The 25,742-nt window shown below is 71.8% G+C and carries 27 protein-coding genes; 11 read left to right on the top strand and 16 right to left on the bottom strand.

The window, feature by feature from the left end; all coding sequences use genetic code 11:
- Positions 1-47 precede the first annotated feature (47 nt).
- Together rph and ABZ716_RS20385 are read right to left on the bottom strand one after the other, a co-directional pair.
- On the bottom strand, positions 48-782 hold the full coding sequence (rph, locus tag ABZ716_RS20390) for a ribonuclease PH (protein ID WP_351885094.1): 735 nt from the start codon (positions 780-782) through the stop codon (positions 48-50).
- A gap of 98 nt (positions 783-880) precedes the next feature.
- Entirely contained in the window at positions 881-1,192 is a 312-nt protein-coding gene (locus ABZ716_RS20385; RefSeq protein WP_351885091.1) for a PTS glucose/sucrose transporter subunit IIB, read from the bottom strand.
- Positions 1,193-1,332: 140 nt separating this feature from the next.
- Between ABZ716_RS20385 and ABZ716_RS20380 the strand changes: the two genes are divergently transcribed.
- Together ABZ716_RS20380 and ABZ716_RS20375 are read left to right on the top strand one after the other, a co-directional pair.
- Positions 1,333-2,634 carry a PTS transporter subunit EIIC gene (locus ABZ716_RS20380; protein ID WP_358960597.1) on the top strand — a complete coding sequence of 434 codons (1,302 nt, stop codon included), beginning with the start codon at positions 1,333-1,335 and terminating at the stop codon, positions 2,632-2,634.
- A gap of 254 nt (positions 2,635-2,888) precedes the next feature.
- Positions 2,889-4,145 carry a PTS transporter subunit EIIC gene (locus tag ABZ716_RS20375; RefSeq protein ID WP_351885085.1) on the top strand — a complete coding sequence of 419 codons (1,257 nt, stop codon included), beginning with the start codon at positions 2,889-2,891 and terminating at the stop codon, positions 4,143-4,145.
- Positions 4,146-4,238: 93 nt separating this feature from the next.
- On the opposite strand, the gene ABZ716_RS20370 is transcribed toward ABZ716_RS20375, so the two are convergent.
- Positions 4,239-4,994 (bottom strand): MBL fold metallo-hydrolase, encoded by a 756-nt coding sequence (locus ABZ716_RS20370; protein ID WP_358960594.1) that lies wholly within the window; start codon positions 4,992-4,994, stop codon positions 4,239-4,241.
- Between the two features lie 237 nt (positions 4,995-5,231).
- Between ABZ716_RS20370 and ABZ716_RS20365 the strand changes: the two genes are divergently transcribed.
- Both ABZ716_RS20365 and ABZ716_RS20360 read left to right on the top strand, forming a co-directional pair.
- A complete protein-coding gene (locus ABZ716_RS20365) occupies positions 5,232-5,654 on the top strand; it encodes a hypothetical protein (RefSeq protein WP_358960592.1) in 423 nt (140 codons plus the stop codon).
- Positions 5,651-6,037, top strand: a complete 387-nt coding sequence (locus tag ABZ716_RS20360) for a DUF488 family protein (protein ID WP_358960589.1) — start codon at positions 5,651-5,653, stop codon at positions 6,035-6,037. The genes ABZ716_RS20365 and ABZ716_RS20360 overlap by 4 nt, the downstream gene beginning before the upstream one ends.
- A 70-nt stretch (positions 6,038-6,107) precedes the next feature.
- Here ABZ716_RS20360 and ABZ716_RS20355 read toward each other — a convergent pair whose 3' ends face one another.
- The 7 genes from ABZ716_RS20355 to clpS form a co-directional block, all read right to left on the bottom strand.
- Entirely contained in the window at positions 6,108-7,058 is a 951-nt protein-coding gene (locus ABZ716_RS20355) for a cysteine synthase (protein ID WP_351885076.1), read from the bottom strand.
- Positions 7,058-7,336 (bottom strand): MoaD/ThiS family protein, encoded by a 279-nt coding sequence (locus ABZ716_RS20350; RefSeq protein ID WP_351885073.1) that lies wholly within the window; start codon positions 7,334-7,336, stop codon positions 7,058-7,060. The genes ABZ716_RS20355 and ABZ716_RS20350 overlap by 1 nt, the downstream gene beginning before the upstream one ends.
- 99 nt (positions 7,337-7,435) lie before the next feature.
- Entirely contained in the window at positions 7,436-7,543 is a 108-nt protein-coding gene (locus ABZ716_RS20345) for a putative leader peptide (RefSeq protein WP_311736929.1), read from the bottom strand.
- Positions 7,544-7,620: 77 nt separating this feature from the next.
- Positions 7,621-8,043, bottom strand: a complete 423-nt coding sequence (locus ABZ716_RS20340; protein WP_351885070.1) for a M67 family metallopeptidase — start codon at positions 8,041-8,043, stop codon at positions 7,621-7,623.
- Positions 8,044-8,136: 93 nt separating this feature from the next.
- Positions 8,137-9,588 (bottom strand): amino acid permease, encoded by a 1,452-nt coding sequence (locus ABZ716_RS20335; RefSeq protein WP_351885067.1) that lies wholly within the window; start codon positions 9,586-9,588, stop codon positions 8,137-8,139.
- A gap of 335 nt (positions 9,589-9,923) precedes the next feature.
- Positions 9,924-10,523 carry a DUF2017 domain-containing protein gene (locus ABZ716_RS20330; RefSeq protein ID WP_358960587.1) on the bottom strand — a complete coding sequence of 200 codons (600 nt, stop codon included), beginning with the start codon at positions 10,521-10,523 and terminating at the stop codon, positions 9,924-9,926.
- Positions 10,523-10,828 carry an ATP-dependent Clp protease adapter ClpS gene (gene clpS, locus ABZ716_RS20325; protein WP_351885061.1) on the bottom strand — a complete coding sequence of 102 codons (306 nt, stop codon included), beginning with the start codon at positions 10,826-10,828 and terminating at the stop codon, positions 10,523-10,525. Before clpS ends, ABZ716_RS20330 begins: the two co-directional genes overlap by 1 nt.
- A gap of 119 nt (positions 10,829-10,947) precedes the next feature.
- Between clpS and ABZ716_RS20320 the strand changes: the two genes are divergently transcribed.
- Positions 10,948-12,276: a nicotinate phosphoribosyltransferase gene (locus ABZ716_RS20320; RefSeq protein WP_358960585.1), complete on the top strand. Its 1,329-nt coding sequence runs from the start codon at positions 10,948-10,950 to the stop codon at positions 12,274-12,276.
- A 192-nt stretch (positions 12,277-12,468) separates the two neighbouring features.
- Positions 12,469-13,074 carry an isochorismatase family protein gene (locus ABZ716_RS20315; protein WP_351885055.1) on the top strand — a complete coding sequence of 202 codons (606 nt, stop codon included), beginning with the start codon at positions 12,469-12,471 and terminating at the stop codon, positions 13,072-13,074.
- A 4-nt stretch (positions 13,075-13,078) separates the two neighbouring features.
- Here ABZ716_RS20315 and ABZ716_RS20310 read toward each other — a convergent pair whose 3' ends face one another.
- Together ABZ716_RS20310 and ABZ716_RS20305 are read right to left on the bottom strand one after the other, a co-directional pair.
- The gene (locus tag ABZ716_RS20310; RefSeq protein WP_358810142.1) at positions 13,079-13,390 is read right to left on the bottom strand and encodes a hypothetical protein; all 312 of its coding nucleotides are present in this window, start codon (positions 13,388-13,390) and stop codon (positions 13,079-13,081) included.
- A 124-nt stretch (positions 13,391-13,514) separates the two neighbouring features.
- Positions 13,515-15,869, bottom strand: coding sequence for an immune inhibitor A domain-containing protein (locus ABZ716_RS20305; RefSeq protein WP_358810231.1), 2,355 nt, complete (start codon positions 15,867-15,869; stop codon positions 13,515-13,517).
- Between the two features lie 498 nt (positions 15,870-16,367).
- Here ABZ716_RS20305 and ABZ716_RS20300 point away from each other — a divergent pair, with 498 nt between their 5' ends.
- A complete protein-coding gene (locus ABZ716_RS20300; protein ID WP_358810143.1) occupies positions 16,368-16,667 on the top strand; it encodes a hypothetical protein in 300 nt (99 codons plus the stop codon).
- Positions 16,668-16,740: 73 nt separating this feature from the next.
- Here ABZ716_RS20300 and ABZ716_RS20295 read toward each other — a convergent pair whose 3' ends face one another.
- Entirely contained in the window at positions 16,741-17,451 is a 711-nt protein-coding gene (locus ABZ716_RS20295; protein WP_358810144.1) for an RDD family protein, read from the bottom strand.
- Positions 17,452-17,530: 79 nt separating this feature from the next.
- The gene (locus ABZ716_RS20290) at positions 17,531-19,282 is read right to left on the bottom strand and encodes an RDD family protein (protein WP_358960582.1); all 1,752 of its coding nucleotides are present in this window, start codon (positions 19,280-19,282) and stop codon (positions 17,531-17,533) included.
- A 302-nt stretch (positions 19,283-19,584) separates the two neighbouring features.
- On the opposite strand from ABZ716_RS20290, the gene ABZ716_RS20285 reads away from it, so the two are divergent.
- On the top strand, positions 19,585-20,067 hold the full coding sequence (locus ABZ716_RS20285) for an SsgA family sporulation/cell division regulator (protein WP_358810146.1): 483 nt from the start codon (positions 19,585-19,587) through the stop codon (positions 20,065-20,067).
- 29 nt (positions 20,068-20,096) lie between these two features.
- Here ABZ716_RS20285 and ABZ716_RS20280 read toward each other — a convergent pair whose 3' ends face one another.
- Complete coding sequence (locus ABZ716_RS20280) at positions 20,097-21,488, bottom strand: FAD-linked oxidase C-terminal domain-containing protein (RefSeq protein ID WP_358810147.1); 1,392 nt, start codon at positions 21,486-21,488, stop codon at positions 20,097-20,099.
- Between the two features lie 96 nt (positions 21,489-21,584).
- Between ABZ716_RS20280 and ABZ716_RS20275 the strand changes: the two genes are divergently transcribed.
- Positions 21,585-23,129 (top strand): tetratricopeptide repeat protein, encoded by a 1,545-nt coding sequence (locus ABZ716_RS20275; RefSeq protein WP_358810148.1) that lies wholly within the window; start codon positions 21,585-21,587, stop codon positions 23,127-23,129.
- A gap of 91 nt (positions 23,130-23,220) precedes the next feature.
- Here ABZ716_RS20275 and hppD read toward each other — a convergent pair whose 3' ends face one another.
- The gene (gene hppD, locus ABZ716_RS20270) at positions 23,221-24,366 is read right to left on the bottom strand and encodes a 4-hydroxyphenylpyruvate dioxygenase (protein ID WP_358810149.1); all 1,146 of its coding nucleotides are present in this window, start codon (positions 24,364-24,366) and stop codon (positions 23,221-23,223) included.
- 129 nt (positions 24,367-24,495) lie between these two features.
- Between hppD and ABZ716_RS20265 the strand changes: the two genes are divergently transcribed.
- Both ABZ716_RS20265 and ABZ716_RS20260 read left to right on the top strand, forming a co-directional pair.
- Complete coding sequence (locus ABZ716_RS20265; protein WP_358810150.1) at positions 24,496-24,966, top strand: Lrp/AsnC family transcriptional regulator; 471 nt, start codon at positions 24,496-24,498, stop codon at positions 24,964-24,966.
- A gap of 96 nt (positions 24,967-25,062) precedes the next feature.
- Positions 25,063-25,680 carry a winged helix-turn-helix domain-containing protein gene (locus ABZ716_RS20260; protein ID WP_351892422.1) on the top strand — a complete coding sequence of 206 codons (618 nt, stop codon included), beginning with the start codon at positions 25,063-25,065 and terminating at the stop codon, positions 25,678-25,680.
- The last annotated feature ends 62 nt before the right edge of the window (positions 25,681-25,742 follow it).

Genomic DNA, 25,742 nt, shown 5'->3' with positions numbered 1-25,742 from the left:
ACCGTGCGCCCGTACCGGGGTAGACGCGGGCCCGTGCCGCGCGGTTGCTACGGGCGCGGCAGCTCCAGCGCACTGAGCTGGAGGGCTTCGAGGTCGGCGCAGCCGCCGGCGGCGAGGTCGAGGAGGGCGTTGAGCTCCTTGCGGTCGAAGGGCTCGCCCTCGGCGGTGCCCTGGACCTCGACGAAGCGGCCGTCGCCGGTGCAGACGACGTTCATGTCGGTCTCGGCGCGGACGTCCTCCTCGTAGCAGAGGTCGAGGAGGGGGACGCCGTCGACGATGCCGACGCTGACGGCGGCGACGGTCCCGGTGAGGGGCTTGCGGCCGGCCTTGATCAGCTTCTTCTGCTGGCCCCAGGTGATGGCGTCGGCGAGGGCGACGTAGGCGCCGGTGATGGCGGCGGTGCGGGTGCCGCCGTCGGCCTGGAGGACGTCGCAGTCCAGGACGATGGTGTTCTCGCCGAGGGCCTTGTAGTCGATGACGGCGCGCAGCGAGCGGCCGATGAGGCGGGAGATCTCGTGGGTCCGCCCGCCGATCTTGCCGCGTACGGATTCGCGGTCGCCGCGGGTGTTGGTGGAGCGCGGGAGCATCGAGTACTCGGAGGTCACCCAGCCCTCGCCGCTGCCCTTGCGCCAGCGCGGGACGCCTTCGGTGAAGGAGGCGGTGCAGAAGACCTTGGTGTCTCCGAAGGAGATGAGGACGGAGCCCTCGGCGTGCTTGCTCCATCCGCGTTCGATGGTGACCGGGCGGAGCTGTTCGGGCGTACGGCCGTCGATGCGAGACATGCCGCTGAGCCTAGCCGCTGCGGGCAGGGCGGGGGATACGGGTGGACCCCGTCCGGCCGGGCCGGTACGGGGTCCTGGTCATGCGGTGCGGGGGCGGTTCACATCATGTCTTCGATTTCGCCGGCGATGGGGTCGGCGTCCGTGCCGATGACGACCTGGACGGCCGTGCCCATCTTGACGACGCCGTGGGCGCCGGCGGCCTTCAGGGCGGCCTCGTCGACGAGGTCGGGGTTGGTGACCTCGGTGCGCAGGCGGGTGATGCAGCCCTCGACCTCTTCGATGTTCTCGATTCCGCCGAGCCCGGCGACGATCTTCTCAGCCTTGGTGGCCATGTGTTTCTCCCTGAGTGTGGCGAAGAACGAGTCTCGGCGGCCGTCACCAGCCGCATCCGCTTCGTCACGGTAGCTCACGGTTGGCCTATCTACGCGAGCACGGGCGGGGCGCCTGCCGAATGATGACGATCAGCAGCACCCTGCCCCGACAACTGGTCTACACCAGTGTGCCCCACGTACCACGCGCGCCCAAACGGGCCGGCCCAAGGAGGACGCGGATGAGCGCGAGCAGCGCGGCGGCGCAGCCACGGCGCCAGTGGCGCAACGGCCTCTTCCAGGGGCTCCAGAAGATGGGCCGCAGCCTCCAGCTGCCGATCGCGGTCCTGCCCGCGGCCGGCATCCTGAACCGTTTCGGCCAGCCGGACATGTTCGGCAAGGACGGCTTGGACTGGACGAACGTCGCCAAGGTGATGGCGGCCGCGGGCGCCGCCCTGCTCAACGCCGATCTCGGCCTGCCCCTCCTCTTCTGTGTCGGCGTCGCGATCGGCATGGCCAAGAAGGCGGACGGCTCGACGGCCTTGGCGGCGGTGGTCGGCTTCCTCGTCTACCGGAGCGTGCTGCGCGTCTTCCCCACGGCCTGCCCCGCGGGGACGAGGGACGTGGGGGGCGGTTGCCTGGGGCCGGACTTCACGTTCGCCGAGTACACCTTCCAGAACCCGGGGGTCTTCGGCGGCATCGTGATGGGCCTGCTGTCCGCCTGGTTCTGGCAGCGCTACCACCGGGTGAAGCTGGTGGACTGGCTCGGCTTCTTCAACGGCCGCCGCCTGGTGCCGATCATCATGACCTTCGTGGCGATCGCCTTCGCCGTGCTCTGCCTGCTGGTCTGGCCGCCGGTCGGCGACGCGCTGGAGAGCTTCTCCGACTGGATGGTGGGCCTGGGCTCCTGGGGCTCCGGCATCTTCGGCGTCGCGAACCGGGCGCTGCTGGTGATCGGCCTGCACCAGTTCCTGAACGTGCCGGTGTGGTTCCAGTTCGGCAGCTACACCACGCCGGACGGGTTGACGGTGCACGGCGACATCCCGATGTTCCTGAACGGGGACCCGCATGCCGGCCTGTTCCTGTCCGGGTTCTTCCCGATCATGATGTTCGCACTTCCGGCGGCGGCGCTGGCGATCACGCACTGCGCGAAGCCGCAGCGACGCAAGGAGGTCGGCGGCCTGATGCTGTCGGTGGCGCTGACGTCCTTCGTCACGGGCATCACGGAGCCGCTGGAGTACTCGTTCCTGTTCGTGGCGCCGGCGCTGTACGCGGTGCACGCGGTGCTGACGGGTGTGTCGATGGCGGTGACCTGGGCGCTGGGGGTGCACGACGGCTTCAGCTTCTCGGCGGGCCTGATCGACTACGTGATCAACTGGGGCCTTGCGACGAAGCCGTGGCTGATCATCCCGATCGGGCTGGGTTTCGCGGTGGTCTACTACGTCGTGTTCCGTTTCGCGATCACCAGGTTCGGCATCCCGACCCCGGGGCGCGAGTCGGACGAGGAGATCGCGGCGATGCAGGCGGACAACACCAAGGCGTAGCGCTCGGCGCGAACCGTCGTGCGGGACAAGGGCGAGGGCCTTCGGATCGGCTGATCCGGAGGCCCTTCGTCCTGTGTCCTAGGCCACACAAAATCGAAGGTTCCTTATCTAACCCCGACCGTGCTACAACTGGTCTACACCACCCAATGGTGTAGACCATGAACGCTGCCGAGCAGCCAGTGGTCTCTTCCGAGACGCCGCCACCCCCTTTTTTCCCTGTCCCCTGGCTGCGCCTTGCCCACTGGAGGAAGCCCATGTCCACAGCGACCGCTGCGGAGAAGAAGAAGGGCGCTGGCGTGATGGCCGTCATGCAGCGCATCGGCCGGAGCCTCATGCTCCCCGTCGCGGTGCTGCCGGCCGCCGCACTGCTCGTCCGCCTCGGCGACAAGGACATGCTGGGCTCGGCCTCGATGCCGGAGTTCATCAACAAGATCGCCGGCTACATGTCCGCGGGCGGCGGCGCGATCCTGGACAACATGGCGCTGCTGTTCGCCGTGGGCATCGCGATCGGCTACGCGAAGAAGTCGGACGGCTCGACGGCCCTGGCCGCCGTCACCGGTTACCTGGTCTTCAAGAACGTGCTCGCCACCTTCACCGACTCCAACCTCCCCAAGATCGCCAAGGCGGTCGACGGCAAGGTCGTCATGGTCGAGGCCCCGGTGGACGCCAAGGTGCTCGGCGGCGTCGTGATGGGCCTCGTCGTCGCCCTGATCTACCAGAAGTACTACCGGACCAAGCTGCCCGAGTGGGCGGGCTTCTTCGGCGGCCGCCGTCTCGTCCCGATCCTCTCGGCCTTCGCCGGCCTGCTGATCGGCATCGTCTTCGGTCTCATCTGGCCCGTCCTCGGCACCGGTCTGCACAACCTCGGTGAGTGGCTCGTCGGCTCCGGCGCGGTCGGCGCGGGCATCTTCGGCGTCGCCAACCGCGGTCTGATCGCGATCGGCATGCACCACCTGCTCAACTCCTTCCCGTGGTTCCAGGCGGGCGAGTACAACGGCAAGAGCGGCGACATCGCCCGCTTCCTCGCCGGTGACCCGAGCGCCGGACAGTTCATGACCGGCTTCTTCCCGATCATGATGTTCGCCCTGCCGGCCGCGTGCCTGGCGATCGTCCACTGCGCCCGCCCCGAGCGCCGCAAGGTCGTCGGCGGCATGATGTTCTCCCTCGCGCTGACCTCGTTCGTCACCGGCGTGACCGAGCCCATCGAGTTCACCTTCATGTTCATCGCGCCGGTCCTCTACGCCGTCCACGCGGTCCTGACCGGTGTCTCCATGGCCCTGACCTGGGCGCTGGGCATGAAGGACGGCTTCGGCTTCTCCGCCGGCGCCATCGACTACCTGCTGAACCTCGGCAAGGCCACCAACCCGTTCGGGCTGGCCGTGGTCGGCCTCTGCTTCGCGGTCCTCTACTACGTGATCTTCCGCTTCGCGATCACCAAGTGGAACCTGCCGACGCCGGGCCGCGAGTCCGACGAGGAGCTCGCCGAGCTGGCGAAGGCCGAGGCCAAGTAGGCCGGCCGGCCCCCGTGACGGCGTAGGCGGCACCTGCGCGACGAAAGCCCCCGTTCTCCCGAAGGGAGAGCGGGGGCTTTCGGCTTGCCTGGCTCAGACCTCGTACACCGCGCCCGCGTGCGCGAGGTCGATGCGGCCGTCGTAGACCGCCCGGGCGTCTGCCAGGTTCTGCGCGGCGTCCGTCCACGGCGGGATGTGCGTCAGCACCAGCCGGCCGACCCGGCCGCCCCGCGCGTACTCCCCGGCCTCGCGTCCGTTGAGGTGCAGGTCCGGGACGGTCTCCTTGCCGTGCGTGAACGACGCCTCGCACAGGAACAGGTCCGCGCCCTCGGCCAGGGCCCCCAGCTCGGGGCAGACCCCGGTGTCCCCGGAGTACGCCAGCGCCCGGCCGCCGTGCTCGACGCGGATCCCGTACGACTCGACCGGGTGGCGCACCCGCTCGGTGCGGACCGTGAAGGGGCCGATCTCGAAGCCGCTGCCGGACTTCAGGGTCCGGAAGTCGAAGACCTCGCTCATCGAACGGTCGTCCGGGACGTCGTCGTAGGCCGTCGTCAGGCGCTGCTCGGTGCCCTCCGGCCCGTACACCGGCAGGGGGCCGCAGCGGCCGCCCTCGTGCCGGTAGTACCGGGCGACGAAGTAGGCGCACATGTCGATGCAGTGGTCGGCGTGCAGATGGCTCAGGAAGATCGCGTCGAGGTCGTAGAGACCGCAGTGGCGCTGGAGGGCGCCGAGGGAGCCGTTGCCCATGTCGAGGAGCAGGCGGAAGCCGTCGGCCTCGACGAGATAGCTCGAACAAGCCGAATCCGCTGACGGGAACGACCCCGAACAGCCGACGACGGTGAGCTTCATGGAGCGTGAACCTCCGTGGACGGGCCGTGGACGGAGTGCGGGCCGTGCGTGCGTCGAGCGTAAGGCGCGAAACCTCCGGTCGCTCCTCCGCGGCAGGCCGTTGTGGGGGGAATCACCTGTGCTGTCACCCAGGGGAGCGACGAGGGGTACGGGCGTTGACATGTCGTCGCCTCGTGCCGCCCCGTCCCGCCGCGTCGCTGCCGCGCCGGGGGCGGTCGGCGCGGCTACGGTCGGTCCATGGACACGTCCTGGTGGTTCGCCGTGGTGGCGGCGGTCGCCGTGGTGGTGATGGTGCTGCTCCCCTGGCACGTCAGGGGTCGTACGGGCGTACCCGCCACGCCGCAGCACGGGCTCGGGCCGCCGCCGCGGGTACGGGCCGGGGAGCTGTGGTGCCTGGCGGACGGGCGCCTCTGCCTGGTGCTGTCGGCGCGGCCGCAGCGGGAGTCGGCCCGGGTGGCGTGGATCGTGGGCAAGTACGACGACCGCCGGCCCGGGGTCATCCCGCTGCCGCCGGGCACGGCGGACGTGGGCGGGCGGGGCGGCTTCCTGGAGGCGGACCGGCCGGAGGAGGTCTCGGTGTGGGAGTTCCGGCGCAGGCTCGCCACCCTGGATCCGGCGCTGTGGGACGAGGCCAAGGGGCTGGGAGGCGGTGGCACATGACCGGACGGGGCGCACGCGGCCGAAAGGGCGGGCCCGAGGTACGGCTGCGGCGGGTCTACGATCCCCCCGAGCCCGGAGCGGACGGCGTACGGGTCCTCGTGGACCGGCTCTGGCCGCGCGGGCTGTCGAAGGAGGCGGCCGCGGTGGACGAGTGGCCGAAGGCGGTGACCCCGTCGGCGGAGCTGCGCAGGTGGTTCCACGGCGGCGGCTCGGCGCAGGAGTTCCGGGCGCGGTACGAGGCGGAGCTCGCGGGGCCGGAGGCGGCGGCGGAGCTGGAGCGCCTGCGGAGCCTGGCGGCCGGGGGACCGCTGACCCTCCTCACGGCGGTCCGCGACCCCGCCGGCAGCCACGCCGCCGTCCTGGCGGAGCGCCTCGGCGGGTGAGACCGGGCGGCGGGGCGGGGCGGGCCGTGGACGGAGCCGCCCCGCCCCGCCCTCCCCGAGGCGCGGGCGGTCAGGCCCAGAGCTGGCCCTGGAGGACCTCGATGGCCTCCTCCGTCGTCGCCGCCGTGTAGACGCCCGTCGACAGGTACTTCCAGCCGCCGTCGGCCACCACGAACACGATGTCGGCGGACTCCCCCGCCGCGACGGCCTTGCGGCCGACGCCGATCGCCGCGTGCAGGGCGGCGCCCGTGGAGACCCCCGCGAAGATGCCCTCCAGCTGGAGGAGTTCACGGGTGCGGGTCACCGCGTCGGCCGAGCCCACCGAGTAGCGGGTCGTCAGCACCGAGGCGTCGTACAGCTCGGGGACGAAGCCCTCGTCGAGGTTGCGCAGGCCGTACACGAGGTCGTCGTAGCGCGGTTCCGCGGCCACGATCTTCACCCCGGGCACGTGCTCGCGCAGGTAGCGGCCGACACCCATCAGGGTGCCCGTCGTGCCCAGGCCCGCCACGAAGTGGGTGACCGAGGGGAGGTCCGCCAGGATCTCCGGGCCGGTCGTGGCGTAGTGGGCGCCCGCGTTGTCCGGGTTGCCGTACTGGTAGAGCATGACCCAGTCGGGGTGCTCCGCCCCCAGCTCCTTCGCCACCCGCACCGCGGTGTTCGAACCGCCCGCGGCCGGCGACGAGATGATCTCGGCTCCCCACATCGCGAGAAGGTCGCGCCGCTCCTGCGAGGTGTTCTCCGGCATCACGCACACGATCCGGTAGCCCTTGAGCTTCGCGGCCATCGCGAGCGAGATGCCCGTGTTGCCGGAAGTGGGCTCCAGGATGGTGCAGCCGGGGAACAGGCGGCCGTCCTTCTCCGCCTGCTCGATCATGTGGAGCGCCGGGCGGTCCTTGATCGAGCCGGTCGGGTTGCGGTCCTCCAGCTTGGCCCAGATCCGGACGTCCTGCGAGGGGGACAGCCGCGGCAGGCGGACCAGCGGGGTGTTGCCGACGGCCGCGAGCGGGGAGTCGTACCGCATTACTTCGAGCCGCCGGCCACGGCCGGGAGGATGGTGACGCTGTCGCCGTCCTTGAGGGCGGTGGCGATGCCGTCGATGAAGCGGACGTCCTCGTCGTTGAGGTAGACGTTGACGAAGCGGCGCAGCTGGCCGCCCTCGACAATGCGCTCCTCGATGCCCTTGTGACGGGTCTCCAGGTCCGCGAACAGCTCGGAGAGCGTGGCGCCGTCACCGGTCACGGCCTTCTCGCCGTCGGTGTAGGTGCGGAGGATGGTGGGGATGCGGACCTCGATGGCCATGGCAGCGGGCTCCAGTGTGGTGAAGGAGGGGAAGGCAGGAGAAAGCGGGGGAAGAACCGGGGCGCGCTCGCGTGCGGCCCGCGCGCGGGGCCGAGGTGCTCAGGCGGCAGGACAGATGGCGCTGGCGAGGCGGCACAGATCGACGTGCAGCCGCGCCACGAGCAGCAGCCTGCCGGGCGTCTCGATGCTCACGTCGTGGGAAACCATGCGGTCATGTTAACGATTCCCGGTCCCCCGTTTGGAGTGTGATCCCGCATCGTGGACGCCGGGCGCTCACATCGTGGTCAGTAGCCCTCGACGACCTGCACTTCTTCCTCCGTGATCACCCCGTCGACGATCCGGTACGAACGGAACTGGAACTCGCCGAGGCCGTCGGTGTCGGCCGTGGAGACCAGGACGTAGTGGGCGCCCGGCTCGTTGGCGTAGGTGACGTCCGTGCGCGAGGGGTACGCCTCGGTCGCGGTGTGGGAGTGGTAGACGATCACGGGCTCCTCGTCCCGGTCGTCCAGTTCCCGGTAGAGCTTCAGCAGGTCCTTCGAGTCGAACTCGTAGAACGTGGGCGAGCGGGCCGCGTTGAGCATCGGGATGAACCGCTCCGGGCGGCCGGTGCCCGCCGGGCCGGCCACGACGCCGCACGCCTCGTCGGGGTGGTCCTTGCGGGCGTGCTCGACGATCTGGTCGTACAGGGCCTGGGTGAGGGTCAGCATGCGCCACAGGATAAGCAGACGGGCCCTCCCGTACCGAGGTGTGGTACGGGAGGGCCCGCATGCTGGACACGAGGCCCGCAGGAGCGCGGTCGGCTACGAGGGGCTGCCGGCCTTCTCGAACGCGGCGCCGCTGGGGTTGCGGGCCTTGAGGACGAGGTAGGACACGCCGAGGATCAGACCCCACAGCGGGGCGCAGTACAGCGACACGCGGGAGTCCGGGTCGACGGCCATCATCACAATGACCATGCCGATGAAGGCCAGGGAGAAGTAGCTGGTGTACGGCGCGCCGGGGGTGCGGAAGGCCGACTGGGGCAGCTCGCCGCGGTCGGCCTTGGCGCGGTAGCGGATCTGGCAGAGCAGGATGACGATCCAGGCCCACATGCCGGAGATGGTCGCGAAGGAGACGACGTAGTCGAACGCCTTGCCCGGGGCGACGTAGTTGATCCAGACGCCGACGAGCATCAGGGCGGCGGAGAAGGTGGTGCCGACGAGCGGGGTGCCGCTGCGGGTCAGCTTGGTGAAGAACTTCGGGCCCTGGCCGTTGAGCGCGAGGTCGCGCAGCATGCGGCCGGTGGAGTACATGCCCGAGTTGCAGGAGGACAGGGCGGCGGTCAGCACGACGAAGTTGACGATCGCGGCGCCGACACCCAGGCCCATCTTCTCGAAGGCGAGGACGAAGGGGCTCTCGCCCGCCTTGAAGTTCGACCACGGGATGACCGACATGATCATGATGAGCGCGCCGACGTAGAAGACGGCGATGCGCCACGGCACGGTGTTGATGGCCTTGGGCAGGGTCTTCGCCGGGTCCTTGGACTCGCCGGCGGTGACGCCGACCAGCTCGACCGCGAGGAAGGCGAACACCACGATCTGCAGGGTCATCAGCGTCTCGCCGATGCCGTTGGGGAAGAAGCCGCGGTCGTTCCACAGGTTGGAGACGGAGGCACCGGCGGCGGCGTCGGAGAAGCCGATGGTGAGGATGCCGGCGCAGATCAGGATCATGCCGACGATGGCGGTGACCTTGACCATGGAGAACCAGAACTCCAGCTCGCCGAAGAGCTTCACGGAGATCAGGTTCGCGGCGTAGAGGATGACCGTGAAGATCAGCGCGTAGGCCCACTGCGGGAAGCTGTCGTGCGTCCAGTACGACATGTACTTCGCGGCGGCGGTGACCTCGGTGATGCCGGTGACCACCCAGAAGAGCCAGTACGTCCAGCCGGTGGCGTAACCCCAGAACGGGCCGAGGAACTCGCGGGCGTAGTCGGAGAAGGACCCCGAGACGGGGCGGTACATGAGCAGTTCGCCCAGCGCCCGCATGATGAAGAAGATGACCAGGCCGACGATGGCGTAGGCCAGGATCAGGCTGGGGCCCGCCTTGGAGATCGCCTTGCCCGCCCCCAGGAAGAGGCCGGTGCCGATGGCGCCGCCGATCGCGATCATCTGGATCTGGCGGGCTCCGAGCGCGCGGTGGTAACCCTCGCCGTCGCCCTCGCCCTGTGCGCCCTCGCCGGGCGTCCTGTCGTGCTGCTCGACCTGCACAGAGGTCATGTCTGGTGCGCCTTTCTCCACGCCGACCCGCGCCTGAGACGGCTGCGGATCGGGTCCTCGATCCCCCCGGATACGGATGGAGTGCACCCGGCGGTCAGCCGGTTCAAGCGGGCCGGGGGACATGGGTGGCGTCCCGGCGGCGGTCGTGAAGATTTATCACGCGCTTACGGGTGGGGGAAGGGCGGTTATGTGGCGCAGCGCCCGATTAAATCGGGACACAAGGTGCAAAAATCATCAGATCACCGCATCGCGGTGATCTGATCGTTATCCGGATTTGAGCGTCCGCTGAGCGAACGGCGCGCTCCTCTGAAGATTCAGAAGGGCTCAGAAGGGGTTTAGAGGGTCTCGATGAGGGTCTCCTGGAGGCCGCCGAGCCAGAGGTAGGCCATCACCATGGGCTTGCGCGGGTCCTCGTCCGGCAGCCGGTACAGCTCGGAGCTCTGCTCGTCCTCGGTGATCTCCAGCCGGGCCGCGATGGTCAGCCGCAGGTCGTTGAGGGCGCCGAGCCAGCGCAGGGGCAGCTCCCCGGCCAGCTCCAGGACCGCCACCCCGTCTCCGGCCGGGGTCAGCGCGTCGAGGCTGCGGACGACAGCCAGGGCGTCCTCCCGCTTGCGGGTGCGCAGGTCCGTCTCGGTGAAGCGGCGGAACTCCGCCGAGCGGGCGCGCAGCTCCTGCGGGTCCTCGTCCGGAGCCGGGCCGGGGCCCCCGTAGGCGTCGGGGAACAGCCGGGCCAGTGCCGGGTCGGACGGGGGCTCGCTGGGGCCCTCGGCGGCGAACAGCGCGGCCAGCGGGTCGGCGTCCCCGGCGGGCTCCGGCTCGCCGGGGCCGATCAGCTCCAGCAGCTGCACCGCGAGGGAGCGCAGGATGGAGATCTCGATCTCGTCCAGCGCGACGGCGGCCCCGCCGCCCTTGAGGGGCTCGAACACGCCGCCCATCAGGTGCGGTCCTGCGAGAGGGTCGCCCAGAGCCCGTATCCGTGCAGGGCCTGCACGTCGCGCTCCATCTCCTCGCGGGTGCCGCTGGAGACGACCGCCCGTCCCTTGTGGTGGACGTCGAGCATCAGCCTGGTCGCCTTGTCCTTGGGGTAGCCGAAGTACGCCTGGAACACGTACGTCACGTAGCTCATGAGGTTGACCGGGTCGTTGTGGACCAGGGTCACCCAGGGGACGTCGGGTTCCGGGACCGCGAAGGTCTCCTCCGCCGATTCGGTCCGTTCGATCTCAATCGGAGCAACACTCACCGTCCCATGCTGCCACTGCCGCAGGCCCGTCGCACAAACGGGCCCGCTCCAGGCGCCTTCGAGCGCGCCCCCGGACCACATCTCGTCAGTTTGACGAGATGTGCGCTAGCATCCGTGACATGAACCCTGCGGACCTGGGCCTGCCGGTGGACGTGCCGTCGACAGCGCTCTTCACGGACCATTACGAGCTCACGATGCTGCAGGCCGCGCTGGCCAACGGCACGGCCGACCGGCGCTCCGTCTTCGAGGTCTTCACCCGGCGGCTGCCCGAGGGACGGCGCTACGGCGTCCTGGCCGGCACCGGACGCGTCCTGGACGCGGTGGAGAACTTCCGCTTCGACGGCGCCGTGCTGGAGTTCCTGCGCGAGCGGGCCGTCATCGACATGCGGACCCTGGACTGGCTGGCCTCGTACCGCTTCTCGGGTGACATCTGGGGCTACCCGGAGGGCGAGGTGTACTTCCCCGGGTCGCCGGTCCTGCGGGTCGAGGGCAGCTTCGCCGAATGCGTGCTGCTGGAGACGGTCATCCTCTCGATCCTCAACCACGACTCCGCGATCGCGGCCGCCGCCTCCCGGATGGCCTCGGCGGCCGGGGACCGGCCGCTGATCGAGATGGGCGCGCGCCGCACCCACGAGCTGGCGGCGGTCGCCGCCTCGCGCGCCGCCTACGTGGGCGGCTTCAGCTCGACCTCCGACCTGGCGGCCGGGTTCCGGTACGGGATCCCGACGGTCGGCACCAGCGCGCACGCCTTCACGCTGGTCCACGACACCGAGCGGGACGCGTTCACCGCGCAGGTGGCCTCGCTGGGCTCCGGAACCACCCTGCTGGTGGACACGTACGACGTCGCGGAGGCCGTCCGCACGGCGGTGGAGGTCGCCGGGACGGACCTGGGTGCGGTCCGGATCGACTCCGGCGACCTGCTGCTGGTCGCGCACCGGGTGCGGCAGCAGCTGGACGAGCTGGGGGCGACGAACACGCGGATCGTGGTCACCTCCGACCTGGACGAGTACGCCATCGCCTCGCTGGCGGCGGCGCCGGTGGACGCGTACGGGGTGGGCACGCAGCTGGTGACGGGCAGCGGGCACCCGACGTGCTCGATGGTCTACAAGCTGGTCGCCCGGGCGGAGTCGGCGGACCCGAAGGCTCCGCTGGTGCCGGTGGCGAAGAAGTCCTCCGGCGGGAAGACGTCGGTGGGCGGACGCAAGTGGGCGGCGCGGCGGCTGGACGGCGACGGGGTGGCGGAGGCCGAGGTGATCGGCACCGGGCCGGTGCCGGCGACCCTGGCGGACCGGCAGCTGCTGGTGCAGCTGGTCAAGGGGGGCGAGGTGGTGGCCCGCGAGCCGCTGGACACGGTCCGCACCCGTCACCGCCGGGCCCGCGGCGCCCTTCCGCTCTCCGCGACGCAGCTGTCCCGGGGCGAGCCGGTGATCCCGACGGAGTACGCCTGACCCTCCGGGGGGGGGGGGCGGCATGGCTGCGGCCCCGTCCGGGCGCGGCCCCGGCCCCGCCCGGGCCCCGGTCCGGGGTTCCCTGGGGCTCCGTCCCCCGTTTCGGGAAGGGGCGGGGTGGGGGAAGAGGATCGCGGGGGGCCGGCGTGCCGCATCGTAGGACTGTTCATACCGAGCCGAAGGGCACGTGACATGCACCGCGCACTGATCGTCGTCGACGTACAGAACGACTTCTGCGAGGGCGGCAGCCTCGCGGTCACCGGCGGCGCCGACGTCGCCGCCGCGATCACCGAGCTGATCGGCAACGCCACCGCCGGCTACCGGCACGTCGTCGCCACGCGCGACCACCACATCGACCCCGGCCCGCACTTCGCCCGCCCCCCGGCGGAGCCGGACTACGAGAGCTCCTGGCCCGCGCACTGCGTCGCCGGGACGGAGGGCGTCGGGTTCCACCCGAACTTCGCGCCCGCCGTCGCCTCGGGGGCGGTCGCCGCCGTCTTCGACAAGGGGGCGTACGAGGCGGCGTACAGCGGTTTCGAGGGCGCCGACGAGAACGGCTCCGGCCTCGCCCAGTGGCTGCGCGAGCGGCACGTGGACGAGGTGGACGTCGTCGGCATCGCCACCGACCACTGCGTCCGCGCCACCGCCCTGGACGCCGCCCGCGAGGGCTTCACCACCCGCGTCCTGCTGGACCTGACCGCCGCCGTGGCCCCCCACACCACCGAGCAGGCCCTGGAGGACCTCCGCGCGGCCGGGGTGGAACTGGTCGGCACCGTGGGCGGCCACCCCGGCGCCTGAGCCCCTAGATCGCCTGGCGCCCCAGGAGGGCCCGGATCGGGTGCCACAGTTCCGCCGGGCCGTCCGGGGTGCCGCGCCACAGGAGGCCGTCCGGGTGGTGGAGGACCGCCGTGATCTCGTCCGGGGTCGGGGGGTGGGCGTTGCCGCGCAGGTACACCGCCCGCATGCCGAGGTTCCGCAGCCTGGTCAGGGCGCGGGCCCGGTTCGCGGCGTGGACCAGCACGCGGACGTTCCCGCCCTCGCCGGACGGCCTCGGCAGCATCAGCGCGACCACGACGCTGCCGCCCGGCATTCTGACGAAACCTCCACCTGGCATGACCCTCAGCTCCCCCGTCAACGCGAACGTCAATAAGAACAGTCGTCCGTGCATCTAAACGCGATCGGCCGCCGCCCGCTAGAGGGCGACGGCCGATCATGCTTTGACCTGCGGATTTACTGGACTACTTGCTCGCGGGGCCGACCTCGATCGTCATCTGGAGGCCGTCGTAGGTCTCCTTCGCGATCTTGATCTTGGTGTTGGTGTCAGCGACCTTCACCGAACCGGTCGGGTTCTCGTCGTAGTAGTACTTGCCCTTGTGGTCGTCGAAGACCAGGTTGGCCGGCTTCGGCTTGACGAAGAGCGACTCGCCGTTCTTGTGCAGGGTGAACGCGTCCGTCGAGTAGGCGCTGAACGGGGCGTCGTACGGCTGGATCTTGTTGCGCAGCAGCGTGCCGTCCGCCCACTTCATCGGCTTGGCGTTGGCGTCGATCGGCAGGATCAGACCCGAGCCGGGGTGCTGGCTCGTGTTGTTGTCCTTCTGCGACTTGTCCCACAGCCAGATCAGCAGACCGTCCTGGTACGGGTAGTGCTCGACCCAGTTCGGCTTGGAGTTGGCCCACCCGAAGTTGTACGGGCCCACCTTGAGGGTGGAGTCGTACGAGACGTAGCGGCGGTTCTCCGCGATGTAGTACTGCGGGTACTCCTTGGTGAAGCCCGAGCCGACCCGCTGGAAGCCCTTGCCGGTCCAGCCGTTGTCGCCGTTCTCGGCACCGTCGGTGAACAGCGCCGCGCCGTCGGCGGTCAGGGTGATGGCGTCGGCCGTGAAGCCCTTGCCGCCCGCGCCGCCGTCCGTCTGGTAGCGGAAGCGGAGGTCGATCTTCTTGCCCGCGTAGGCGTCGAGCGGGAAGTTCAGGGACTTCCAGGCGCCGGAGACACCGGTCAGCGAGGGGGCGCCGGAGGCGTCGGCCGGGAGGGCCGCACCGTCGGCGGTGCCGGGCAGGGCGGTCCAGGTGGCGCCGCCGTCCGTGGAGACCTCGGTGTACAGGAAGTCGTAGTCCTGCTCGATGTCCCACCAGCCCTTGAGGGAGAGGGCCGCGGCCTTCTTGCCCGTCAGGTCGACGGAGCGGGTGAGGGTGTTCTTGAGGTCGTCACCCATCTGGCTCCACCACTGCGAGGAACCCTCGGCGGGAGCGACGATGTCGGTCTTGACCTGCTTCTTCGGCAGCTCGACGACCAGCGCCTGCTTGTCCTTGGTGTTGTACTCCGACACACCCAGCTTGTGGGTGGACTTCGTCGCGGCCTTGGCCGTGTCGTAGTTCAGCCAGCCCAGCTGGAGCTTGTCCCAGGCGGTCATGTCGCCCGGGAGGTCGCCTATGGAGTCCTTGCCCTGGCCGAGCCAGGAGCCCGCCGACATCAGGGACCAGAAGCCGACCGAGTTCTCGCCGCCACCGGAGGTGTCGTAGAGGTCCGGCAGACCGAGGTCGTGACCGTACTCGTGCGCGAAGACGCCGAGGCCGCCGTTCTCCGGCTGCATCGTGTAGTCGCCGACCCACATGCCGGTGTCGCCGATCTGGGTGCCGCCGGCCTTGTTGCCCGCCGGGCCCGTCTTGCCGACGTCCGTGCCGTACGCGTACCAGCGGTGCGCCCACAGGGCGTTGGTGCCCTGCACGCCGCCGCCGGCCGACTCGTCCTCGCCCGCGTGGACGATCTGGAAGTGGTCGATGTAGCCGTCGGGCTCGTTGAAGTTGCCGTCGCCGTCGTAGTCGTTGCGGTCCCACTGGTCGTACTGCGCCAGCGTGGCCTTGATCTCGGCGTCCGACTTGCCGGCCTTCTTCTGGCCCTCCACCCACGCGTTGACACCGTCGCGGACGGCGTCCCACACGTTGGAGCAGTTGGTCTGGCCACAGTAGTTCGAGCCGTAACGGGCCTCGTTCCACGGGATCTTGACCCAGTCGGCGACCTGGCCGTCGACCGAGTAGCGGCCCGAGGAGGTCTTCTCGTAGTAGGTCTTCAGCGAGTTCTTGCCGGGGCCGGTACCGAAGTACAGGTCCTGGAAGTAGTCACGGCTGAAGTCCTTGCGCCAGGCGGTGCTGTTGTTGCTCGCACGGTCGGGCTGCGCGATCTGGTTGTGCAGCGGGCCGGGCGTGCCGCCGTACTTGGGCTGCGGCGGCTTGGGGCCGGTCGGGCCGTCCGGGTCCACCATGGTGGTGTTGTCCACCTGGTCGCCGAAGTCCACCAGGATCGTGAAGATCTTGTCGGTCTTCTCGCGGCCGAGCTCGACGTACTTCTTGTCGTCGAGCTTGACGACCTTCGAGGCACCGCGCTGCTCGACCTGCTTCTTGCCCGTCAGCACCTGGTCGAGGGCAGCCTCGCGCTGCTCCGCCTGCTGCTTGCTGAACGGGGTCGGGAGGTCGTGCTCGATCTTCTCCTGGGCAGGAGCGGTCGGGTCCTGCTTGCCCGAGGCGGGTGCGCCGCCCCAGCTGCTGTCGGCCTGAGCCGTGGCGAAGAAGGCGCCCGAGGCGGCAGTTGCCGTCATGGTCACGCCGACGACGGCGGCGCGCAGAGCGCGACGCCTTGCGGAGTTGCCGGTCACTTGATGTCGTTCCCCTCCCGCGGCCGCGGGCGTTTGGTCGGAACGTCTCCAAAGGAGTGGGGGGTTCCGCGCGGCGCGCGTCTCAAGTGACGAACATTTGACCGGACAGTCCAAAGAAAAGACAGACCTTGACTTCTTCCTTACAACTGCACTATGCGGTCAGCGAGTTCCGCTATTCGGACGTTTGGAGTCATCGGGGCCTTCCGGGGCGAACGGCCCCTAGAAATGGGGATGTCGTCCGGTTGTGGGCGGGTTTGGGTCCGGTCCGGGGGCCGGTGCGTGAATCCGTGCGCCCCCCGTGCTCCGGCATCGTGGGTAAGGTCACGCTTACTTGTGGCCTTCCTCGGGCATCGGTCGTACGAGTCGCTTGACGCGCGCGACCGTTGAGCGGACTCCGAGCCGCGTACCTGTGCACCTCCCCCTCCGAGGACGGAACACGTCATGCCGCGTCCGACTGCCGCTCAGCTCGCCTACGGCTCCGCCACCGTCGTCGTGTCGACGATCGCCATGCTGCTGCTCTCGCAGACCAGCACGGGGATCGGGGTCGCGGTGATCTCCGCAGCCGCGCTCGCCCTCGGGCTGCTGGTCGCCCTGACCGTGCCGCTCCCCCGCCGCCGCGGCCGGCACGCCGCCGCACGCGGCACCCGCCCGGCGCCCGCCGCCGCTCCGGCCGCGCCGCGCGCCGAGGTCCGGGCGGCGGAGCCGCGAACGGCCCCCGCGGAGCACCCCGTTCACCACTGAGCCGCCGCGCGCGTACCCGGCCGGCCGGCCCCTGGAGGGACCGGCCGGCCGGGTGGACGCGCGTGCGCGGTGCCTAGGGGACGGTGACCACGACCGTTCCGGCGGCCTTGTCGTGCAGGCCCTGCTGGTAGGGCTTGTCGATCAGGATCGAGATGCCCACGATGATCCACCACACGCCGCAGCACAGGAAGGCCGGCAGCCACAGGGTGACCGCCCGCCCGGCGCAGGCACCGGAGGAGGGCACCCTGCCGTCGTTGAGCACGGCCACCCGCAGGCGCATCGCCTTCTTGCCGAGGGTCTGGCCGCCCTTCTGGGTGAGGAGCCAGTCGTAGCCGATGAAGGCCACGATGGACAGCAGCCAGACCAGCAGGGCCAGGCCGTTGATCCAGTTCGTACCGGTGTCGGTGAGCTCCCCGTTCTCGACGGTGCCGGTCCTGGGGAAGGCGAAGGCGAAGACGATGTAGATCACCCAGAGCGGAATGCCGACCACCAGGAAGTCGATGACGCGCGCCAGCAGCCGCTTGCCCGTGTCCGCCAGCGGGGGCATCCCGGCGAGCGGGTCGGGCATGCCGTGGCCGTAGCCGCCGGGGCCGCCGTGGCCGTACGGGTCGCCGGGGCCGCCGCCGTACGGGGGCGGAGGCGGGGGCGGGGGGTAGCCGCCGCCGCTGCCCGGGGGCGGCTGACCGTACGGCGAGCCGTTCGCCGGAGGAGTCGGTTCCTGGGGCTTCTTGAGGAACGGGTCGTCATCAGGCGGCTGACCCGGCGGCGGCTGGTCGGTACTCATGGCCCGAGTCGAACCCGGCCCCGCCCACCCCGCAACGCCACGGGGTCCGTCCGGGCGACGGGCCCCGTGCCGGGGGGGGTCAGCGGGTCACGTACGTACGGGCGGCCTTGTCGTGCCACGCCTGCCGGCGCGGGCGGTCGACCAGGCACCACAGGCTGCCCGGCAGCCCCAGCAGGGCGTACGAGAACCAGCGCAGCAGGGCCGCGCCGAAGCCGGGCGGGCGCTGGGTGGCCGTGGCCAGCACGCGCACCCCGCACAGCTTCTTGCCCGGCGTGCGGCCCCAGCGGGCGGTGGGCAGCGCCTCGTAGACCACCCCGAACAGCAGGACGACGGCCAGGACGAGACCCAGCCGGCCGGCGGTGGTGGCGTCGAGCAGCCACACGGTGGTGGTCCGCCCGCTGGCCCGGGCGGCGTCGACCTTGGCCTGGACGTGGGCCGTCACCCCCGGTACGAGGGGCAGCGCGGCGGCAACGGCCACCCCGGCGAGGACCAGGGAGTCCAGCAGCCGGGCCAGACCCCGGCGCACCAGCCCGGCGGGCCGGGAGGCGCGCTCCGCCATCCGCTCGAAGACGGCCCGCGCGTCCTCCCGTACGAGCCGTTCCGCCGCTGCGGCGGCGAGGGCGGCGGACGACGGGGCGTGCGCGGCGGTCCCCACCGGAACGGCCACTTCCGGCTGCCTGTCGGACCGTGGCCCGTCGGCCCGTCGCGCCTCGGCCCGCGCACCGGGGGCCGCGCCGGACGCGCGGGCGTGGTCGGCCTCCGTGATGTCGGGCAGCGGCCGCGCGGCCGCCCACTCCGCGGCCGAGCCCCCCGCCGGTCCGGGCCGCACCCCCCGCCCCGCCTCCGGGGCCGGGCCGTGCCCGGCGTCGGACCGCTCCCGCCCCGGGGCTCCCTCAGCCCCGGCGGCGGCGCCCGCGCGGCCGGAACCCGGCTCGGCGGCCGGGGCCTCGGACCACGGCCGGGCCGCGCCCCTGGCCGGAGGCGCCTGCGGGGTGACGGCCCGCCCCCGGGCGGCACCCGGGCCGGGGTCAGGGCTGCCGGGCCACGCACGGTCGGGGGCCGGCCCGGCGGACTCCGGAGCGGGGCCCGCCGCACGGGCGGGAGCGGCCGGGCGGGACGGGGCCGGACTCCGCGCGCCCGCCTCCGCACCCTCGCCGGGGCCGGCCGGGCGGGCCGGAGCCGCCGCCGCAGCCGTGGCCGCCCGGGGTGTCGCCTCGGGCCAGCTGGAGGTGAGCCCCGAGACGCCCGTGCCCGGGGCCTCGGGCCAGGCCGGCGTCCGGGCGGAGAGGATCCCCGCCCCCTCGCCCCCGGCCGGCGCGGGCAACCGCCGCGCACCGGGGACGGCGGGAGCGACAGCCGCGGCGGAAGCGGCAGGCGCGGCAGCGGCAGCAGCGGGCGCGGCCGCCGCCGCGGGGGCCGCCGCGGCCGCCGGCCGGGCCAGGGAGATGCCGCCGGGGCGGGCGTCCCCGGGCGCCCCGACGTCCGGGCCGCCCCAGGAGACCCGGACGTCGCGGGGCCCGCCGAAGCCCGCCTGGTGCACGGGGTCCGCCTGCCAGCCCCCGCCCGGCTCCGCCTCCGGCCGCCACGGCGCCGCGTCCGCGTGGTCCCGTACCGGCGTACGGGGCGCCGGCTCCGGCAGGGCCTCGGTCGCGGAGGTCTCGTCGAGGAACACCGGCCCCGTCTCCTCCGCCGGCGCGGGCGCGGGCGCGGGACGGCTCGTACCCGGGACCCAGGCGGCGCCGTTCCAGTACCGGACGTAGCCGGGGATGGACGGATCGGGGTAGTAGCCCTCGCGGGCCGCGTGCTCGCCGTCACCAGGGGAGGCCGTCAATGTCCCCAACTCCGATCGTGGCTCAAGGCTTGTGCAGGGGAGGACCCAAAGGGAGGACCATAGCCAAGAACCCCTTCCCGACAGGTCCGGTAACGGCAGATTCCAAGCCTTTGAGCGAACCTCACCCCGACTCGGTCCCGTCCGTCCCCCCAACCCCTCAATTTCGGTCATCCGACAGATTCCGGCCAACCTCGAATCCGGTCCCGGAAGTCGCGTCATACCCGGGCACATCGGCGCTCCCTTCCCCCGTGGGGCGATCCGCGTCCCGCGCCCGTACACCGACACACCGAAGTGAGGCCGCCGTGCACCACCCCTCCGTCATCGAGCGCGCACTGGAGCTCAGGCTGATCCTGTCGCCCGAGCGCAGCATCCGCGTCCCCGCGAAGCTGCTCTACCTCCCCGACGACCCCTACGCCGTCCACATCACCTTCCACACCGGCACGAGCGCCCCGGTCAACTGGACCTTCGCCCGCGAGCTGCTCGTCGAGGGGGTGTTCCGCCCGTGCGGGCAGGGGGACGTCCGGATCTGGCCCACGAAGATCGACGACGAGTCCGTGCTGTGCATGGCGCTCAGCTCCCCCGACGGCGACGCCCTCCTGGACGCCCCCGCCGGGGCCGTGTCGGCCTGGCTGGAGCGCACCCTGCGCGTGGTCCCGCCGGGAACCGAGGCGGAGCGGCTGGGCCTGGACGAGGCGCTGGCCGAGCTGCTCACCCCGACCCCGGCCGACGAGCTGTGGCTGCGCGATCCGTGGCCCTCGGACGAGTCCGCGGACGGTGAGCTGTGAGCAGCGGCGGCGGGGAAGGGGGCGACGTGTCAGAACAGCTTGCCGGGGTTGAGCAGTCCGAGCGGGTCGAAGGCGTGCTTGACGGCGCGCTGCATCTCCAGCCCGACCGGTCCCAGTTCGCGGGCCAGCCATTCCTTCTTCAGCACGCCCACCCCGTGTTCCCCGGTGATGGTCCCGCCCAGGGCCAGCCCGAGGGCCATGATCTCGTCGAAGGACTCCCGTGCGCGCCGCGTCTCGTCCTCGTCCGCGGGGTCGAAGCAGACCACCGGGTGGGTGTTGCCGTCGCCGGCGTGCGCGCAGACGCCGATGAGCAGGTCGAACTTCCGCGCGATGGCGGCCGTGCCGTCGAGCATCTCGGCGAGCCGCGACCGGGGGACGCACACGTCGTCGATCATCGTCGCGGGCCGCAGGGTCTCCAGGGCGGTCAGCGACATCCGGCGGGCCTGGAGCAGCAGTTCCGACTCCGCCTCGTCCTCGGCGGGGACGACGGAGGACGCCCCGGCGGCCGTGCACAGCTCGCCGACGGCCGCGAGGGCGGCGGGGGCGTCCGGGGTGTCGAAGGCGGCCAGCAGCAGCGCCTCCGTGCTCTCGGGCAGGCCCATCCTGCCGAGGGCGTTGACGGCGCGGACGGTCGTGCGGTCCATCAGCTCCAGCAGGGAGGGGGCCAGCCCCGCCTCCATCACGGCACAGACGGCCTCGCAGGCGGCGGCGACGGAGGGGAACTCGGCGGCGAGCACCAGCTGCCGCGGCGGCGCCGGCCGCAGCGCCAGGACGGCGCCCACGACCACGCCCAGGCTGCCCTCGGAGCCCACGAAGAGCCGGGTCAGGTCATAGCCGGCGACCCCCTTGGCGGTGCGCCGCCCGGTGCGCAGCAGCCGCCCGTCGGCGAGGACCACGTCGAGGCCGAGCACGTACTCGGCGGTGACCCCGTACTTGACGCAGCACAGCCCGCCCGAGGCGGTGCCGATGTTGCCGCCGATCGTGCACTGCTCCCAGCTGGAGGGGTCGGGCGGGTAGTACAGGCCCTGGGCGGCGACGGCCCGGGAGAGGACCGCGTTGACCACGCCCGGCTCGACGACGGCGATCCGGTCGACGGCGGAGACCTCCAGGATCCGGTCCATCTTCACCAGGGAGAGCACGATGCAGCCGTCGGAGGCGTTGGCGGCCCCCGACAGGCCCGTACGGGCCCCCTGGGGCACCACGGGGACCCGTAGGGCGGTGGCGGTGCGCATGACGTGCTGCACCTGCTCCACGGTCCGCGGCAGGACGACGGCGGCGGGCGCGCCGGCGGGGCAGAAGCCGGCCATGTCGCTGGCGTAGGAGGCGGTCACCTGCGGGTCGGTGTGGACCGCCTCGGGCGGCAGCCCCTCGCGCAGCCGTGCGAGGAGACCGGGGGGCGGGGAGGCGAGATCGTCGTCCATGGGGCCAGAGTGGCAGTCGCGGCCATCGGTGTGAACACGGCTGCGACGGGCTTCGGACACCCGGGCGACCTCTTCATATTGACGCACAGTGAGCCCATGGACGGTTTCGACGAGCATTGCGCACAGCCCGCGCCGCCCGTGACCTTCACCGGCCGCAAGACGGTGGTGGCGGCCGCGGTGACGGTGGTCCTGATCGCCGCGACCCTGCTGATCCGCCCCGCCCGGACGGGCGACGACGCCCGGCCGCCCGGGCCGAGCGAGCGGGCCGCCTCGGCGGTGGGCATGGGCGCCCCGGTGGCGGCGGTGGACCTGACGGCGCTGGTGGCGGACCGGGAGAAGTGGCTCGCCGGCCATCCGGACGACGACGCTTCGTGGGCGGTGCTCGGCTCGGCGTACCTGGAGCAGGCCCGCCGGACGGCCGATTCCGGCTGGTTCCCCAAGGCGGAGCAGGCCCTGAAGCGGTCGCTGGAGGTGCGCCCCGCGGAGAAGGGCAACTTCGACGCGATGACGGGCATGGGCGCGCTCGCGGGCGCCCGGGGTGACTTCGCGACGGCCCGCAAGTGGGGCGAGCTGGTACGGGCGCAGGCACCGCGGCGCTGGACGGCGTACCCGGTCCTGGTGGACGCGTACACGGGGCTGGGCGACTACAAGGGCGCCCAGAAGGCGATGGACCAGCTGCTGGAGCTGCGGCCGGGCCTGGCCGCGCACCTGAGGGCGGCCCAGGTCTACCGGGACCGGGGCTGGCGCGAGGACGCGGTGGTGGCGCTGGAGGCGGCCGGCGGGGCGGCGAAGTCCCCGGCGGAGAAGGCGTACGTGCTGTTCCGGCTCGGGGAGCTGGCCTGGGAGCGGGGCGACCCGGCGGAGGCGCTGCGCCAGTACGAGGCCGCGCGGCGCACGGACCCGGCGCAGGCGGAGGCCCTGGGCGGCCGGGCGCGGGCGCTGGCCGCGCTGGGGCGGGGCGGGGAGGCGGTGCGGGACTACCGGCTGGCGCTGGGGCGTACGCCGCTGCCGCGGCTGGCGCTGGAGCTGGGCGAGCTGCTGGACGCGCTGGGCCGGCCGCAGGAGGCGCGGGCGCAGTACGAGGCGGTGTCGGCGCTGGCGGCGCGGAGCGCGGCGGACGGGGTGGACCAGGAGGTGGTGCTGGGCCTGTTCGAGGCGGACCACGGGGACCCGGCGGTGGCGGTACGCCGTCTGTCGGCGGAGTGGGAGCGGCACAAGAACGTGCAGGTGGCCGACGCCCTGGGGTGGGCGCTGCACCGGGGCGGGGAGGACACGGCGGCGCTGGAGTACGCGAAGAAGGCGACGGACACGGGGCTGCGGAGCGCGGAGTTCGCCTATCACCGGGCGGTGATCGAGCAGGGGCTCGGGGACGAGGCGGCGGCGCGGCGCCACCTTCAGGAGGTCGCGCGGACCAATCCGGACTTCTCGCCGCTGCGGGGGCCGCTGGCGAAGGAGGCCCTGGCGACGATCGGCCAGCCGGCGCCGGGGGGCCCGGAGAACATGCAGCCGCGCACCCCGTGGGTCCCCCCGGACCTCCCGAAGCCGCGCCCCGCGGCCAAGCCGAAGCCGGAGGCGGCGGCGCCGAAGCCGGCGCCGAAGCCGGCTCCGGCCCACCCGAAACCGAGCCCGTCCACGCCGTGACCCCGTACGCCGGCGGGGCTGTGCGCGGCTCCGCCGGCGGTCGAGGCGCGGGGGGCCTCCCGGGGGCGGGCCCCCGGGAGGCCGCTGGCCGCTACAGGTTGCCGCGCCGGTCCTGCTCCCGCTCGATGGCCTCGAACAGCGCCTTGAAGTTGCCCTTGCCGAAGCCCATCGACCCGTGCCGCTCGATGATCTCGAAGAACACCGTCGGCCGGTCCTGCACCGGCTTGGTGAAGATCTGCAGCAGGTAGCCGTCCTCGTCCCGGTCCGCGAGGATCTTCAGCTCGCGCAGCTCGTCGATCGGCACGCGCGTGTCGCCGACCCACTCGCCGAGGGTGTCGTAGTACGCGTCCGGCACGGACAGGAACTCCACCCCGGCCGCCCGCATGTTCCGCACGGTCGCGACGATGTCGTTCGACGCCAGCGCGATGTGCTGCACGCCCGGCCCGTTGTAGAACTCCAGGTACTCGTCGATCTGCGACTTCTTCTTCGCGATCGCCGGCTCGTTGATCGGGAACTTCACCTTCTTGGTGCCGTCCGCGACGACCTTCGACATCAGCGCCGAGTACTCGGTCGCGATGTCGTCGCCCACGAACTCCTTCATGTTCGTGAAGCCCATGACCTTGTTGTAGAACGAGACCCACTCGTTCATCCGGCCGAGTTCGACGTTGCCGACGCAGTGGTCGATCGCCTGGAACGTCCGCTTGGCCGGCGGCTCGACCAGCGGGGCGACGGCCATGTAGCCCGGCAGGTAGGGGCCGGTGTAGTCGACGCGCTCGACGAGGGTGTGGCGGGTCTGGCCGTACGTGGCGATCGCGGCCAGGACCACCGTGCCGTGCTCGTCCTTGACCTCGTGCGGCTCGTCCAGCCCGCGGGCGCCCTGCTCGACGGCGTACGCGTAGGCGGCGCGCGCGTCCGGGACCTCGATGGCGAGGTCGATGACCCCGTCGCCGTGCTCGGCGACGTGCTCGGCGAGGAAGCGGCCGTGGTCGGTCGTCGCCTTGATGACCGAGGTCAGGACGAAGCGGGCGGAGCCGTTGGTCAGGACGTAACTGGCGGTCTCGCGGCTGCCGTTCTCCGGTCCGCGGTAGGCGACGAGCTTCATCCCGAAGGCGGTCGAGTAGTAGTGCGCGGCCTGCTTGGCGTTGCCGACGGCGAAGACGACCGCGTCCATGCCCTTCACCGGGAAGGGGTCTGCCTCGCGCGCGGTCTGCGGGGTGGTGTCCAGGGTCTCAGTCATGTGCGCAGCGTCCCGCCGTTCCACAAGCTGCGCAATAGTTTCGATTTCTGCTGTACATACTGCCCAGCGGAGCCCGAGGATGACTGAAGGATCTGTACAGGATGACCAGCCGATCGAGGGAAGGTTTCCATGGCTATCGACGAGCTCGACGGACGCTTGATCGTGCTGCTGGCCCGGGAGCCCCGGATCGGGGTCCTGGAGGCGTCGCGCCGGCTCGGGGTGGCGCGGGGCACGGTGCAGGCACGGCTGGACCGGCTCCAGGCGAACGGGGTGATCCGCGGATTCGGGCCCCAGGTGGACCCGACGGCCCTGGGCTATCCGGTCACCGCCTTCGCCACGCTGGAGATCAAGCAGGGCCAGGGCGCGGACGTACGGGCCCACCTGGCCGGGGTCCCGGAGGTGCTGGAGCTGCACACGACGACCGGGCACGGGGACATGCTGTGCCGGCTGGTGGCGCGGTCCAACGCCGACCTCCAGCGGGTCATCGACCGGGTGGTCGGCTTCGGGGGGATCGTCCGCGCGTCGACGGCGATCGTCATGGAGAACCCGGTGCCGCTGCGGATCATCCCGCTGGTGGAGCAGGCGGCCGGGGACCGCTGAGCGGCGTACGCCTCCCGGCCCCCGAAGCCGGCTTCCAAAGAAAGACTTGCAAAGAAACCCTTGCATAGAACTCTTTGCAAGCCCTACGGTGGTGCCATGCCCGAAACGAACGCCGCCGGGGAGCCCCGGCAGCCCGCCGCGTCCCAGCAGCCCCACGTCCGCACGCTCGACGCCCGCTCCCTGCGCGGCCTCGCCCACCCGCTGCGCATGCGGATGCTGGCCACCCTGCGCCACGAGGGACCGGCCACCGCCTCCCAGCTGGCCGAGCGGCTCGGCGAGTCCAGCGGCTCCACCAGCTACCACCTGCGCCAGCTCGCCGCCCACGGCTTCGTCGAGGACGCCCCCGGCCACGGCAAGGGCCGCGAACGCTGGTGGCGGGCGGTCCACCAGGGCACGGCCTTCGACGAGTCGCTGATGTACGACGAGGCCGACCCGCAGACGCGCGGCGCCGCCGACGCCTTCCTCCACGAGATCGCCACCATCCACACCCAGGAGCTCAGCACCTGGCTCGGCGACTCCCACTCCTGGCCGCGCCCCTGGCGCTCCGCGACGGACATGAGCGACTTCACGCTCCGCCTGACGCCCGATCAGGCCACCGAACTGATCCACAAGATGCACGACCTGGTGAACAGCTACCGCGACCTGCCGGCCGCCGAGGACACCGCGACGGTCCGCGTCCACACGCACGCCTTCCCGCGCCGCGACCGCGCGTAGCCCCCCCCCGCCCCCCGGCCAGCCCCTCTCCCCTTTCGCGCCCGCCGACGAAGGAGTCCTGC

This window comes from Streptomyces sp. NPDC006687, from assembly GCF_040636215.1.
In the GTDB taxonomy this organism is placed as follows: Bacteria; Actinomycetota; Actinomycetes; order Streptomycetales; family Streptomycetaceae; genus Streptomyces.
This window is presented reverse-complemented; position numbering and strand designations above follow the sequence as displayed.